12 protein-coding genes are annotated in these 13,895 nt (G+C 60.7%); 10 read left to right on the forward strand and 2 right to left on the reverse strand.

The genetic code is table 11. From position 1 onward, the window contains the following. Positions 1-147: 147 nt before the first annotated feature. The 7 genes from C8K63_RS01835 (at position 148) to C8K63_RS01865 (ending at position 8,405) form a co-directional block, all read left to right on the forward strand. Positions 148-1,407, forward strand: coding sequence for an AGE family epimerase/isomerase (locus tag C8K63_RS01835; protein WP_108215130.1), 1,260 nt, complete (start codon positions 148-150; stop codon positions 1,405-1,407). Between the two features lie 117 nt (positions 1,408-1,524). Beyond that, on the forward strand, positions 1,525-2,823 hold the full coding sequence (locus C8K63_RS01840) for an ABC transporter substrate-binding protein (RefSeq protein WP_108215131.1): 1,299 nt from the start codon (positions 1,525-1,527) through the stop codon (positions 2,821-2,823). Positions 2,824-2,974: 151 nt separating this feature from the next. Next, positions 2,975-3,883 carry a carbohydrate ABC transporter permease gene (locus C8K63_RS01845; RefSeq protein ID WP_008032969.1) on the forward strand — a complete coding sequence of 303 codons (909 nt, stop codon included), beginning with the start codon at positions 2,975-2,977 and terminating at the stop codon, positions 3,881-3,883. Beyond that, on the forward strand, positions 3,876-4,721 hold the full coding sequence (locus C8K63_RS01850; RefSeq protein ID WP_108215132.1) for a carbohydrate ABC transporter permease: 846 nt from the start codon (positions 3,876-3,878) through the stop codon (positions 4,719-4,721). Before C8K63_RS01845 ends, C8K63_RS01850 begins: the two co-directional genes overlap by 8 nt. Before the next feature lie 3 nt (positions 4,722-4,724). Then, positions 4,725-5,885 carry an ABC transporter ATP-binding protein gene (locus C8K63_RS01855; RefSeq protein ID WP_108215133.1) on the forward strand — a complete coding sequence of 387 codons (1,161 nt, stop codon included), beginning with the start codon at positions 4,725-4,727 and terminating at the stop codon, positions 5,883-5,885. A gap of 204 nt (positions 5,886-6,089) precedes the next feature. Beyond that, complete coding sequence (locus tag C8K63_RS01860) at positions 6,090-7,436, forward strand: carbohydrate porin (RefSeq protein WP_108215134.1); 1,347 nt, start codon at positions 6,090-6,092, stop codon at positions 7,434-7,436. A gap of 114 nt (positions 7,437-7,550) precedes the next feature. Next, complete coding sequence (locus C8K63_RS01865; protein WP_108215135.1) at positions 7,551-8,405, forward strand: D-hexose-6-phosphate mutarotase; 855 nt, start codon at positions 7,551-7,553, stop codon at positions 8,403-8,405. A gap of 154 nt (positions 8,406-8,559) precedes the next feature. Here C8K63_RS01865 and C8K63_RS01870 read toward each other — a convergent pair whose 3' ends face one another. Next, entirely contained in the window at positions 8,560-9,420 is an 861-nt protein-coding gene (locus C8K63_RS01870) for a MurR/RpiR family transcriptional regulator (RefSeq protein ID WP_170948639.1), read from the reverse strand. Between the two features lie 228 nt (positions 9,421-9,648). On the opposite strand from C8K63_RS01870, the gene zwf reads away from it, so the two are divergent. From zwf to C8K63_RS01885, 3 genes are read left to right on the forward strand one after another with little or no spacing between them, the layout of a single operon-like run. After that, positions 9,649-11,118 carry a glucose-6-phosphate dehydrogenase gene (zwf, locus tag C8K63_RS01875; RefSeq protein WP_108215136.1) on the forward strand — a complete coding sequence of 490 codons (1,470 nt, stop codon included), beginning with the start codon at positions 9,649-9,651 and terminating at the stop codon, positions 11,116-11,118. Beyond that, positions 11,105-11,818: a 6-phosphogluconolactonase gene (gene pgl, locus C8K63_RS01880; RefSeq protein WP_108215137.1), complete on the forward strand. Its 714-nt coding sequence runs from the start codon at positions 11,105-11,107 to the stop codon at positions 11,816-11,818. Before zwf ends, pgl begins: the two co-directional genes overlap by 14 nt. 17 nt (positions 11,819-11,835) lie before the next feature. Further along, positions 11,836-12,501 carry a bifunctional 4-hydroxy-2-oxoglutarate aldolase/2-dehydro-3-deoxy-phosphogluconate aldolase gene (locus C8K63_RS01885; RefSeq protein ID WP_008050561.1) on the forward strand — a complete coding sequence of 222 codons (666 nt, stop codon included), beginning with the start codon at positions 11,836-11,838 and terminating at the stop codon, positions 12,499-12,501. 202 nt (positions 12,502-12,703) lie between these two features. Here the strand turns inward: C8K63_RS01885 and C8K63_RS01890 are convergent, their stop codons facing one another. Continuing rightward, entirely contained in the window at positions 12,704-13,885 is a 1,182-nt protein-coding gene (locus C8K63_RS01890) for an aminotransferase class V-fold PLP-dependent enzyme (protein ID WP_108215138.1), read from the reverse strand. Positions 13,886-13,895: the final 10 nt, after the last annotated feature.

Raw genomic sequence — 13,895 nt, forward strand, 5'->3', positions numbered from 1 at the left:
GTGTAGGAGCTGCCGCAGGCTGCGATCTTTTGATCTTGCTTTGGGTTTGTCACAACTCGGTGACATAACCCACCCCCTTCGTTACAAGCCCGCCTTCATCCGTTGTTTATGCTGCCCCACAGTCATAACAACAAAAAAAGGTACGCCATGGACACCTTCCAACCGGCCTTCAGCAGTTGGCTGAACGCACCTGCCCATCAGCAATGGCTCGCTGCCGAAGGCTTGCGCCTGCTGGCCTTCGCCAAGGCTTCGAAGCTGCCTGAAGGCTTCGGCAATCTCGATGAAAAAGGCCGTCTCGCGGCTGATGCGCAAGCCCGGACCATGAACACCGCGCGCATGACCCACAGCTTCGCCATGGCCCATATTCAGGGCTTGCCGGGTTTTGCCGAGCTGGTCGATCACGGCGTTGCGGCGCTGCGCGGGCCATTGCGTGATGCGCTGCATGGCGGCTGGTTCGCGGCCGCCGAACATCGCGATGGCAACACCGGCAAGAATGCCTACCTGCATGCTTTCGTGGCGCTGGCGGCAAGTTCTGCGGTGGTCGCGCAACGTCCCGGTGCACAAGCCTTGCTCGATGATGCGATCGACATCATCGACACATATTTCTGGAGTGAGGAGGAGGGCACGCTGCGCGAGTCCTTCAACCGCGACTGGAGCGAGGAGGAGGCGTACCGAGGCGCCAACAGCAACATGCACGCCACCGAAGCCTTCCTCGCCCTGGCCGATGTCACTGAAGACAACCGCTGGCTGAGCCGTGCCCAACGGATTGTCGAGCGAGTGATCCATGGTCATGCCGCAGCCAACGATTACCTGGTGATCGAGCATTTCGACCGCGACTGGCAGCCGCTACGGGACTACAACCGCGACAATCCGGCCGACGGCTTCCGCCCCTACGGCACCACCCCGGGCCATGGATTCGAGTGGGCGCGATTGTTGCTGCATCTCGAAGCTTCGCGGGTGAGAGCGGGGATGCTCACGCCGGGCTGGCTGGTCACCGACGCGCAAAAACTTTTCGAGCACAACTGCCGTCACGGCTGGAACATCGATGGCGCGCCGGGGATTGTCTACACCCTGGACTGGGACAACAAAGCGGTGGTCCGCCATCGCCTGCACTGGACCCATTGCGAGGCCAGTGCCGCCGCCAGTGCGCTACTCAAACGTACTGGCGATGAGCAGTACGAGCACTGGTACCGACTGTTCTGGGAATTTTGTGACGGTCATTTCATCGACCGCGAAGGCGGCAGCTGGCATCACGAACTCAACCCGCAAAACCGCCCGAGTGCCGATATCTGGCCCGGCAAACCTGACCTTTACCACGCCTGGCAAGCCGTGCTGATTCCGCGCCTGGCGCTGGCACCGAGCATGGCCACGGCGCTGGCGCAGTTGTCCCAGAGCGGTTCTATGTAACCATGCGGTGACATTCGCGCATCCCTTCGTTACCTGCGAGGGGATATCCCCTGTTTAAACTCCTATGCAGCGCAAGCAATAGACTTGCATGCATAACAACAAGAAAGGTGCTCCTGGATGAATGCGATTTCTCGCCTCGCTACTGTCATTTCTCTCGCTTCCCTGTCTGCGCTCCCCCTCAGTGTGCTTGCCGCCGAATCCAAAGGTTCCGTTGAAGTCGTTCACTGGTGGACCTCCGGTGGTGAAAAAGCAGCGGTCGATGTCCTGAAGGCTCAAGTCGAAAAAGACGGCTTCACCTGGAAGGATGGTGCAGTCGCCGGTGGCGGCGGTTCCACGGCCATGACCGTACTCAAAAGTCGCGCCGTAGCCGGCAACCCGCCGGGCGTCGCGCAGATCAAAGGTCCGGATATCCAGGAGTGGGGCAGCACTGGCCTGCTCAGCACCGACGCGCTGAAAGAAGTCTCCAAGTCGGAAAACTGGGATGGCCTGCTGTCGAAGAAGGTCTCCGACACCGTGAAGTACGAAGGTGACTACGTCGCCGTGCCGGTGAACATCCACCGCGTCAACTGGCTGTGGATCAACCCGCAAGTGTTCAAGAAAGCCGGGATCGAAAAGGCCCCGACGACCCTCGAAGAGTTCTATGCCGCCGGCGACAAGCTCAAAGCCGCAGGCTTCATCGCGCTCGCCCACGGCGGTCAGCCTTGGCAGGACAGCACCGTGTTCGAAGACGTGGTGCTCTCCGTCATGGGGGCTGACGGTTACAAGAAAGCCCTGGTCGACCTGGACCAGAAAACCCTGTCCGGCCCGCAGATGACCCAGTCGTTCGCCGAGCTGAAAAAGATCACCGGCTACATGGACCCGAACCGCGCCGGTCGTGACTGGAACATCGCCGCCGCCGACGTCATCAATGGCAAGGCCGGTATGCAGATGATGGGCGACTGGGCGAAAAGCGAGTGGACTGCGGCGAAGAAAGTCGCCGGCAAGGACTACCTGTGCGTAGCGTTCCCGGGCACCGAAAAAGCCTTCACCTACAACATCGACTCCCTGGCGGTGTTCAAGCTCAAAGCCGATCGCAAGGGCGACATCGCTGCCCAGCAAGACCTGGCCAAAGTGGCGCTGGGCACCGACTTCCAGAAAGTCTTCAGCATGAACAAGGGTTCGATCCCGGTACGTAACGACATGCTGAACGAAATGGACAAGCTCGGCTTCGACGAGTGCGCGCAGAAGTCGGCGAAGGACTTCATCGCTGACGACAAGACCGGCGGCCTGCAACCGAGCATGGCGCACAACATGGCCACTTCCCTGGCCGTGCAGGGTGCGATCTTCGACGTGGTCACCAACTTCATGAACGACAAGGATGCTGACCCGGCCAAGGCCAGCGCCCAACTGGCCTCGGCTGTCAAAGCGGCCCAGTAATCCCTGACACCGAGCGCCCCCTATGTAGGAGCGAGCTTGCTCGCGAAGGTGTGTCAGCTACTCAGATGTTTCTGACACTCCATCGCGAGCAAGCTCGCTCCTACACAAGGGATCGCACTCCGATCCTTACATCTAAACCTGGATTATCCCGATGAGCTCTGTGGCGGTTTTCAGCAAAGCCTCACCGTTCGATGCGCTGCAACGCTGGCTACCCAAGTTGGTACTCGCGCCGAGCATGCTGATCGTATTGGTTGGCTTCTACGGTTACATCATCTGGACGTTCATACTGTCCTTCACCAACTCCAGCTTCATGCCGAGCTACAAGTGGGTCGGCCTGCAGCAATACATGCGCCTGATGGACAACGACCGCTGGTGGGTCGCGAGCAAGAACCTGGCGCTGTTCGGCGGCATGTTCATCGGCATCAGCCTGGTGCTGGGCGTGTTCCTCGCCGTGCTGCTGGACCAGCGCATTCGCAAGGAAGGCTTCATCCGCACCGTCTACCTGTACCCGATGGCGCTGTCGATGATCGTCACCGGTACCGCGTGGAAATGGCTGCTCAACCCGGGCCTGGGCCTGGACAAGATGCTGCGGGACTGGGGCTGGGAAGGCTTCCGCCTCGACTGGCTGGTGGATCAGGATCGAGTGGTTTACTGCCTGGTAATCGCCGCCGTATGGCAAGCCTCCGGGTTTGTCATGGCGATGTTCCTTGCCGGCCTGCGCGGTGTCGATCAGTCGATTATCCGTGCCGCCCAGGTCGATGGTGCGAGCCTGCCGACCATCTACCTGAAGATCGTCCTGCCGAGCCTGCGCCCGGTGTTCTTCAGCGCCTTCATGATCCTGGCGCACATTGCGATCAAGAGCTTCGACCTGGTCGCGGCGATGACCGCGGGCGGTCCGGGTTACTCCTCCGACCTGCCGGCGATGTTCATGTATTCCTTCACGTTCAGCCGTGGCCAGATGGGCATCGGTTCGGCCAGCGCCATGCTGATGCTCGGCGCCGTGCTGACCATCCTCGTGCCGTACCTGTACTCCGAGCTGCGAGGCAAACGCCATGACTAATCAACTCGGCAAACCATCGCTCAGCTTCAGCCGTATTGCGATCTACGCCACCCTTCTGTTGGCAGCGGCGGTGTACCTGATCCCGCTGGTGGTGATGCTGCTGACCAGTTTCAAATCCCCGGAAGACATCCGTACCGGCAACCTGTTGAGCTGGCCGACCGTGATCGACGGCATCGGCTGGATCAAGGCCTGGGACGTGGTCGGCGGCTACTTCTGGAACTCGGTGAAGATCACCGTGCCGGCGGTGCTGATCTCGACCTTCATCGGTGCGATGAACGGCTACGTGCTGTCGATGTGGCGCTTCCGTGGTTCGCAACTGTTCTTCGGCCTGTTGCTGTTCGGCTGCTTCCTGCCGTTCCAGACCGTGCTGTTGCCAGCCTCGTTCACCCTCGGCAAGTTCGGGCTGGCGAACACCACCACTGGTCTGGTGCTGGTGCACGTGGTCTACGGCCTGGCGTTCACCACGCTGTTCTTCCGCAACTACTACGTGAGCATTCCGGATGCGCTGGTCAAAGCGGCGCGGCTCGATGGCGCGGGCTTTTTCACGATCTTCCTGAAAATCCTGCTGCCGATGTCGATCCCGATCGTGATGGTCTGCCTGATCTGGCAGTTCACCCAGATCTGGAATGACTTCCTGTTCGGCGTGGTCTTCGCCAGTGGCGATGCCCAGCCAATTACCGTGGCCCTGAACAACCTTGTCAACACCAGTACCGGGGCCAAGGAATACAACGTTGATATGGCCGCCGCGATGATCGCCGGGCTGCCGACACTGCTGGTCTACATATTCGCTGGCAAGTATTTCCTGCGTGGGCTGACGTCCGGCGCGGTCAAGGGGTAGAACATGGCAACTCTCGAATTACGCAACGTCAACAAGACCTACGGCGCCGGTTTGCCGGACACCCTGAAAAACATCGAACTGAAAATCGATGACGGGGAATTCCTGATCCTGGTCGGCCCGTCGGGCTGCGGCAAATCCACGCTGATGAACTGCATCGCCGGCCTGGAAACCATCAGCGGCGGCGCAATCCTGGTGGACGACGCCGACATCAGCGGCATGAGCCCCAAGGATCGCGACATCGCCATGGTGTTCCAGTCCTACGCGCTGTACCCGACCATGAGCGTGCGGGACAACATCGCCTTCGGCCTGAAGATCCGCAAGATGCCCACCGCCGAAATCGACGAAGAAGTCGCTCGGGTTTCCAAGCTGTTGCAGATCGAACACCTGCTCAGCCGCAAACCCGGCCAACTCTCCGGTGGCCAGCAGCAGCGTGTGGCGATGGGCCGTGCGCTGGCGCGGCGGCCGAAGATTTATCTGTTCGACGAGCCGCTGTCCAACCTCGACGCCAAGCTGCGGGTCGAGATGCGCACCGAAATGAAACTGATGCACCAGCGCCTGAAAACCACCACGGTCTACGTGACCCACGACCAGATCGAAGCCATGACCCTGGGCGACAAAGTGGCGGTGATGAAGGACGGGATCATCCAGCAGTTCGGTACGCCGAAGGACATCTACAACAACCCGGCCAACCTGTTCGTGGCGAGCTTCATCGGTTCGCCGCCAATGAACTTCATCCCGCTGCGCCTGCAGCGCAAGGACGGTCGTCTGGTCGCGCTGCTCGACAGCGGCCAGGCCCGTTGCGAGTTGCCTTTGGGCATGCAGGACGCCGGTCTCGAAGACCGCGAAGTGATCCTCGGCATGCGCCCTGAGCAGATCATCCTGGCCAACGGCGAAGCGAACGGTTTGCCGACCATTCGTGCCGAAGTCCAGGTCACCGAACCGACCGGTCCCGACACCCTGGTCTTCGTCAACCTCAACGACACCAAGGTCTGCTGCCGACTGGCACCGGACGTGGCGCCGGCGGTGGGCGAGACCCTGACGTTGCAATTCGATCCGGCGAAAGTGCTGTTGTTCGATGCCAAGAGTGGGGAGCGACTGGGGGTGGCCGGCGTGCCGCAAGCCGAGGCGCACACTGACAACGTGGCCCGATTCAAAGGCCGCTGAAGATCAAAACTGTAGGAGCGAGCCTGCTCGCGATGGACGTCAACGATGACACTGTAAACCTGATACCCCACGGTGTTCTCAGGTTTCTCGCGAGCAGGCTCGCTCCTACAAGGGGGACATGTGGCGGATGGATTGTTGTCCGTCGCAACTGATGTAACCGCGTTAAAGAAGAAAAGTTAATAACAATAAAACGAGGAAGTAGGGATGAAGATGAAGAACAAGGCCCGGTTGATCTGCCAGGTTTCAGCAGCGGCAGCACTGGTTCTGGCCGGCAATGCGATGGCCGATGAAGCATTCAGCTCCGACTCCAAGTGGATGACGGGCGATTGGGGTGGCGAGCGTACCAAGCTGATCGAGCAAGGCATCGACATCAAGATGGATTACGTCGGAGAAGTCGGCGGCAACCTGCATGGCGGTTTCAACGATGACAAGACCGCGCGCTACGCCGATCAGTTCGGCCTGGGCGCGGCGCTGGACCTGGAGAAGCTGTTCGGCTGGGATAACACCCAGGCCAAGATCCAGCTCACCAACCGTAACGGTGAGAACATCTCCAACGACCGTATCGGCGATCCGCGTGCCGGCACCTTGAGCTCCTCCCAGGAAGTCTTCGGTCGTGGCCATATGGTGCGTTTGACCCAGTTGTGGATTCAGCATCAGTTCTTCGACAACAAACTGGACGTCAAAGCCGGTTACTTCGGTGAAGGTGAAGACTTCAACACCTTCCCGTGCGAATTCCAGAACCTGGCGTTCTGCGGATCCCAAGTGGGTAACTGGGCCACCAACGTCTGGTTCAACTGGCCTGTCAGCCAGGCGGCGATCCGCGTGAAGTACAACATCAATGACGAGCTCTACGCTCAGATTGGTGCGTACAACCAGAACCCGTCGCAACTGGAACACGGCAACGGCTTCAAACTCAGCGGCAGCGGTACTGCGGGCACCGTGCTGCCGGTCGAACTGGTCTGGTCGCCGAAGGTCAACAGCCTGCCGGGTGAATACCGTGTCGGTTACTACAAAAGCACAGCCCCTGCCGATGACGTTCTCAAAGACGATAACGGCCAGGACGCAGCGACCACCGGCAACCCTTTTCGCGTCCACGATAGCAAGCACGGCTACTGGTTCGTCGCGCAGCAGCAACTCACCAGTCACAACGGTGACGCTTCTCGCGGTCTGAACATCGCGGCCAACGCCACCTTCCACGACAAGGACACTAACGTCGTCGACAACTACCAGTCGCTGATGTTCGTGTACAAGGGCCCGTTCGACGCACGTCCGAAGGATGACATGGGCATCGGTTTCGCCCGTATCCATGTCAACGATGACGTGAAGAAAAACGCCGAGCTGACCAACGCGGCCAATGGTGTTTCGGAATACGAAAATCCGCTGTTCTCACCCATTCGTGAAACCGAATACAACTACGAGATCAACTACGGCTTCCACGTGACCAACTGGCTGACCGTGCGTCCCAACCTGCAATACGTCACACACCCGGGTGGCGTGGATGAAGTCGACAACGCGCTGGTGGCCGGCCTGAAAATTCAGTCGGTGTTCTGACGCGTCTGCGATAAGCTTCTCTCAATGTGCGCATATTTGCGGACAGCCATGGCTGTCCGCTTTTTTTTGTGGGCCGCGCACCCCGGTGACAGTTGATTTTCAGGACCGTGGCACATGCTTGAGCATCCGCTACAACGCTTCTTCAAATCCTTGCGCGAACGTCCGGTGTTTGCGTGGGAGCGCTATCAGGTGCGCGATGTGCTGGTGATCGATCATCCGCTGTGTCAGGCGGTGTTCAGCCGTCAGGGGGCGCAGTTGTTGCACTTCCAGCCCACGGGCCAGAAACCCTGGCTGTGGTGCGCGGCCAAATGGCCGCAGGTCGGCGCCATTCGCGGCGGCGTGCCGGTGTGTTGGCCGTGGTATGGCCGGCATCCGAGCGAAAATGCCTGGCCGTCCCATGGCTGGGCGCGCTTGCTCGACTGGAAGCTGCTCGACAGCAACAGTGACGACGTTGGCGTGCGATTGCACTGGCAGCTGAAGTTGTGCGACTGGCAGGTGGACTTGCACGCCCACTTGGGTGAGCGCATGGAGCTGCGCCTGAGCACCGAGCATCAGGACGACATGCCGTGCCAGTTGAGCCAGGCTTTGCACGCCTACTGGCGTATTGGCGATGTGAGTGAGATAGCGCTGTCTGGGCTCGAAGGTGCGCAGGGTTACGACCAGTTGAGCCGGCAGGCCTGTCAGCAGGAAGGCGAGTTGCGCGTGGACGGCGGATGTCAGCGGGTGTTCCAGCACGACGGCGAATTGCAGCTCAACGACCACGCCTGGCAGCGGGCTTTGTGCATCGATACGGGGGATAAGGCCGACACGGTGGTGTGGCACCCCGGCTCGCGGCCATTGCTTGGGGTGACCTGGAACGAGATATCCGAATTTGTCTGTGTCGAAGCCGCGAGCGGCGGCACCGACAGCCTGTGCCTTGCACCTGGGGAGCGGGCGCATTTGAGTTTGCAGGCGCGGGTGGGGGCTTAGCGAAAAGGCGAGGTGTTGCGGGTGATGCTTTCGCTGGTCAAGCCAGCTCCTACAGGTTCGCGGTCGATCGCCTTTTTTGTACTCGACACAAACACTGTAGGAGCTGGCTTGCCAGCGAAGAGGCCGGTTCTTTCAATGCAGATTCAGGCCGGTTTCAATTGAACTCATCCCCCACCGGATACCGGCTCGCATTCAAGCTCTCCTTGATCTTGCGCAGATGCGGCTGGAAATCCACGCCCCGGCGCAAGGTCATGCCCGTGGCGAGCACGTCCAGCACGGTCAGCTGGATGATCCGCGACGTCATCGGCATGTAGATGTCGGTGTCTTCCGGCAGCGGGATGTTCAGGCTCAGGGTGCTGGCCTTGGCCAGTGGCGAGTTCTCGGCGGTCAGGCCAAGCACCGAGGCGCCGTTTTCCCGGGCGATGCGCGCCACTTCCACCAGTTCGCGGGTGCGGCCGGTGTAGGAAATGATCACGAACAATTCGCCGGTGTGGGCCACCGAGGCAATCATGCGCTGCATCAGCACATCCGCGTGGGCCGTGACGGCCAGGTTGAAACGGAAGAACTTGTGCTGCGCATCCAGTGCCACCGGGGCCGAGGCGCCGAGGCCGAAGAAGTGGATTTGCCGCGCCTGGATCAGCAGGTCGACGGCGCGGCTGATCAGGTTCGGGTCCAGTGCCTGGCAGGCGCTGTCCAGCGAGGCAATGGCGCTGCCGAAGATCTTCTGGGTGTAGGCCTCCGGATTGTCGTCGGCTTCCACTGCACGGCTGACGTACGCGGCACCACTGGCCAGGCTCTGGGCCAGTTGCAGCTTGAGCTCGGGGTAGCCGCTGACGCCGAACGAACGGCAGAAACGGTTGACCGTCGGTTCGCTGACCGAGGCGGCCTGGGCGAGGGCGGCGATGCTGAAGCGGGTGGCCTGCTGCGGGTTGAGCAGGATCACCTCGGCGACTTTGCGTTCGGCCTTGTTCAGCTCTTCAAGGCGATTCTGGATTTGCTCCAGTAAATTTCGCACGCGGTCCATATAAGTATCCTTGATTCACCGGCACCGATAAGCGCGCGGCTAATGCAAAAAGGGCCTTTGGTGAGGCCCGTAACGGTGGCCTATCCTACTGATGGCTCCGACCGACCACCACTCGCAATCTGTATTTTGCGAAAATGTTGTGGTTATTACTACATTTTCCCTTGAGTGATGCCTTAAAAAAAGGTATTTGTAGCTTAACTTGATAAAAGAACAAACATCATGCTCTCGATTACGGTTGAACCGTGCACCTTTGCCTTGTTCGGCGCCCTTGGCGACCTGGCCTTACGCAAACTGTTTCCTGCCCTTTATCAACTCGACGGTGCAGGCCTCTTGCACGAGGACACGCGCATCATCGCGCTGGCCCGTGAGGCTGGCAGCGAGCAGGAACACCTGGCGTTCATCACCTCTGAGCTGCGCCGTTATGTCGGTGCCAAAGAGCTGGACGAAGCCGTGGTCGAGCGTTTCCTGGCACGCCTGAGCTACCTGCACGTCGACTTCCTCAACGGCGAAGATTATGTGGCCCTGGCCGAGTCCGCCGGCAGTGCGCAGCGGGTCATCGCCTACTTTGCGACCCCGGCCGCCGTGTATGGCGCGATTTGCGAGAACCTGGCCAAGGTCGGTCTGGCAGAAAACACCCGCGTGGTGCTGGAAAAGCCCATCGGTTCGGACCTGGAATCCTCGCGCAAGGTCAACGACGCCGTGGCGCAGTTCTTCCCGGAGAACCGCACCTACCGCATCGACCATTATCTTGGCAAGGAAACCGTCCAGAACCTGATCGCCCTGCGTTTCGCCAACAGCCTGTTCGAAACCCAGTGGAACCAGAATTACATTTCCCACGTGGAAATCACCGTGGCCGAGCAGGTCGGCATCGAGGGCCGCTGGGGTTACTTCGACAAGGCCGGCCAGCTGCGGGACATGATCCAGAACCACCTGCTGCAACTGCTCTGCCTGATCGCCATGGACCCGCCGGCCGACCTGTCCGCCGACAGCATCCGCGACGAGAAGGTCAAAGTGCTCAAGGCCCTGGCGCCGATCAGCCCGGAAGGCCTGACCACCCAGGTAGTGCGCGGCCAGTACATCGCCGGCTACAGCGAAGGCAAAGCAGTGCCGGGGTACCTGGAAGAACCTAACTCCAACACCCAGAGCAATACCGAAACCTTTGTTGCCCTGCGCGCTGACATCCGCAACTGGCGCTGGGCCGGCGTGCCGTTTTACCTGCGTACCGGCAAGCGCATGCCGCAGAAGCTGTCGCAGATCGTCATCCACTTCAAGGAACCGTCGCACTACATCTTCGCTCCCGAGCAGCGCCTGCAAATCAGCAACAAGCTGATTATCCGCCTGCAGCCGGACGAAGGCATTTCCTTGCGCGTGATGACCAAAGATCAAGGCCTGGACAAAGGCATGCAGCTGCGCAGCGGTCCGTTGCAGCTGAATTTTTCCGACACCTGGAGCAGCGCACGGATTCCCGATGCCTACGAGCGGTTGTTGCTGGAAGTGATGCGCGGCAATCAGAACCTGTTTGTCCGTAAAGATGAAATCGAAGCCGCGTGGAATTGGTGTGACCAGTTGATCGCCGGGTGGAAAAAATCCGGTGATGCGCCCAAGCCGTACGCGGCCGGGTCCTGGGGGCCGATGAGCTCCATTGCTCTGATCACGCGGGACGGGAGGTCGTGGTATGGCGATATCTGATTTGAAACTGCCGCAGGGCGTCAGCGCCCATGCGTTCAAGAGCCCGGTGCTGCTGGCTGAAAGCCTGGCGCTGAACGTGGCGAAAAAACTGAGCGACGCGATCGAAGCCCGGGGCACTGCGACCCTGGTGGTTTCCGGTGGCCGCAGCCCGGTGGCGTTTTTCCAGCACCTGGCCAAACAGACGCTGGACTGGTCGAACGTGGTGATCAGCCTGGCCGATGAGCGCTGGGTGCCGGTGGAGCACGCCGACAGTAATGCCGGCCTGATCAAGCGTTACCTGCTGCAAGGCCCGGCGGCCAAGGCGCAATTCCTGAACCTGTACAGCGCCAGTGCCAACCTGGAACAGGCGGCCGAGCAGGCCGACCGTTTGTTGTCCGAATTGCCGGTGATCGACGTGCTGATCCTCGGCATGGGCGATGACGGCCACACCGCATCGCTGTTCCCCAACAGCCCGAACCTTGACGAGGCCTTGAAAGTCGACGGCACTCGTCGTTGCTGGCCGATGCTGGCGCCGACCGTGCCGCATCAGCGCCTGACCATGAGCCGGGCGCTACTGGCCTCGGCCAAACATAAAATTCTGTCGATTTCCGGTTCGTCCAAGCTGACCACCCTGAGTTTCGCGCTGGCCGGTGACGATGTCACCGAAATGCCGGTGCGCGCATTTCTGCAACCCACGTTAGAGATTTACTGGTGCCCATGAGCCAAGGAACAGCCGCTATGACAAACCCATCCCCGACCGTTTCCATGGCGGACAAAGTTGCCCTGATCGACAGCATCTGCGCGAAAGCGCGGATCCTGCCGGTGATCACCATCGCCCGCGAGCAAGACGTTCTGCCGTTGGCCGACGCCCTGGCGGCCGGTGGCCTGACGGCCCTGGAAGTGACCCTGCGTTCGCAATTCGGCCTCAAGGCCATCCAGATCCTGCGCGAGCAGCGTCCGGAGCTGGTGACCGGTGCCGGCACCGTGCTCGATCGCCACATGCTGGCAGCGGCGGAAGCGGCCGGCTCGCAATTCATCGTCACGCCGGGCATCACCCGTGACCTGCTGGAAGCCAGCGTCGCCAGCCCGATTCCACTGTTGCCGGGCATCAGCAATGCCTCGGGCATCATGGAAGGCTACGGCCTGGGGTATCGCCGCTTCAAGCTGTTCCCGGCCGAAGTCAGCGGCGGCGTTGCGGCTATCAAGGCTTTGGGCGGCCCGTTCGGCGAAGTGAAATTCTGCCCGACCGGCGGCGTGGGCCCGGCCAATATCAAGAGCTACATGGCGTTGAAAAACGTCATGTGCGTGGGCGGTAGCTGGATGCTCGATCCGGAGTGGATCAAGAACGGCGACTGGGCCCGCATTCAGGAATGCACCGCCGAGGCTTTGGCGCTGCTGGACTGATCGCTTCACCCTACACTTCGTTGTGTGTTCTACGGCTTTACGGTGCGCTTGGTCGGCGCACCGTTTTTTTTTGCCCGCGAAAAGTTGAGGCAATTAATACCTGTAGGAGCGAGCTCGCTCGCGATGGTCGTGAACGATAACGCGGGAACCCGATAGCCAGCGGTGCCTGGAAGTTTTTCGCGAGCGAGCTCGCTCCTACAGGTCAGCACAATTGCGTCAGCGCCGTGGTCAGCCGCGTCATGTGCTCGGCGGTTGTGGTCAGTCCCGGAGTGATGCGGATGCACGGGCCGCACGCCGCGCCAGTGCGTACCACGGTGAACAGGTTGTAGTCCTTGAGCAGCCGCTCGACCATCGCCTGCTGATCGGTCTGTGCGATGAAACGCATGGACGTGATGCCGCAGTACAGTCGCGGGTCGTCCGGGGTCAGGACTTCGATGCCCGGTAGTTCGCGCACGGGGCGGACCCACAGGTTGCGCAGGTAGTTGAGCCGAGAACCCTTGGCCGCAGCACCCCCCATCGCCCAATGTTCTTCGAGCACCAGCGGCAGGGTCAGCAGCGCCGGGATGTTGGGGGTGCTGTACGAAGTACGGGCGCGAATGTCAGTGGGTGGAAAATGCATTTCGCCCATGTCCGGGTCGATATCGGCCAGGCGTTCGGGGTCGATGTAGATAAAGCCGAGCGTCAGCGGTGCGCCGATCCACTTGTGCAGGTTGTAGCCGGCGAAGGCGATACCGAACTCGGCCAGGTCGAATTCGAACTGACCGAGGGCATGGGCACCGTCGAGGATGACGTCGATGCCGTGTTCCTTTGCCGCGACTGCAATCGCCTGCACCGGCATCACCAGGCCCGTGCGATGGGTGACGTGGGTCAGGGCCATCAGCTTCAGCCGTGGGTGTCGTGCGAAGGTTTCGCGGTAGGTATTGAGCAGGCTGTCGAAGGTTGCCGGGTGGGTGTGTTCGATCTCGATCACTTCAACACCGCGATGACGCGCCAGCCAGCGCATGGCGCCTTTGACCGTGTCGTATTCCAGATCGCAAACCAGTACCTGATCGCCGGGCTGCAGCCGGTTGTAGTTGCGGATCAGCGACTGCAAACCTTCCGACGCGTTGCGGGTCAGGGCGATGCTGTCGGCGGGCACGCCGATCAACCTGGCCAGTTGCGCGCGGATCTTCAGGCTGTCGCCCTGTTCGAAGCGCTGGCGCACATAGACCGAATTGCTGCGGTTGATCAGCTCGATATTGCGCTGGTATTCCTCGACCACCGTGCGCGACATGCGCCCGAAGTAACCGTTCTCCAGGTTGAGTGGGCCGGGTTCGACATCGTAGCGGTCGGCAAAGGTTTTCCAGAAGGCTTCATCACGGGCGCGGCGAGTGTTGTCGGGCATGGGGTACTCG

The sequence above is a fragment of the Pseudomonas sp. GV085 genome (genome assembly GCF_003050925.1).
Classification (GTDB): Bacteria; Pseudomonadota; Gammaproteobacteria; order Pseudomonadales; family Pseudomonadaceae; genus Aquipseudomonas.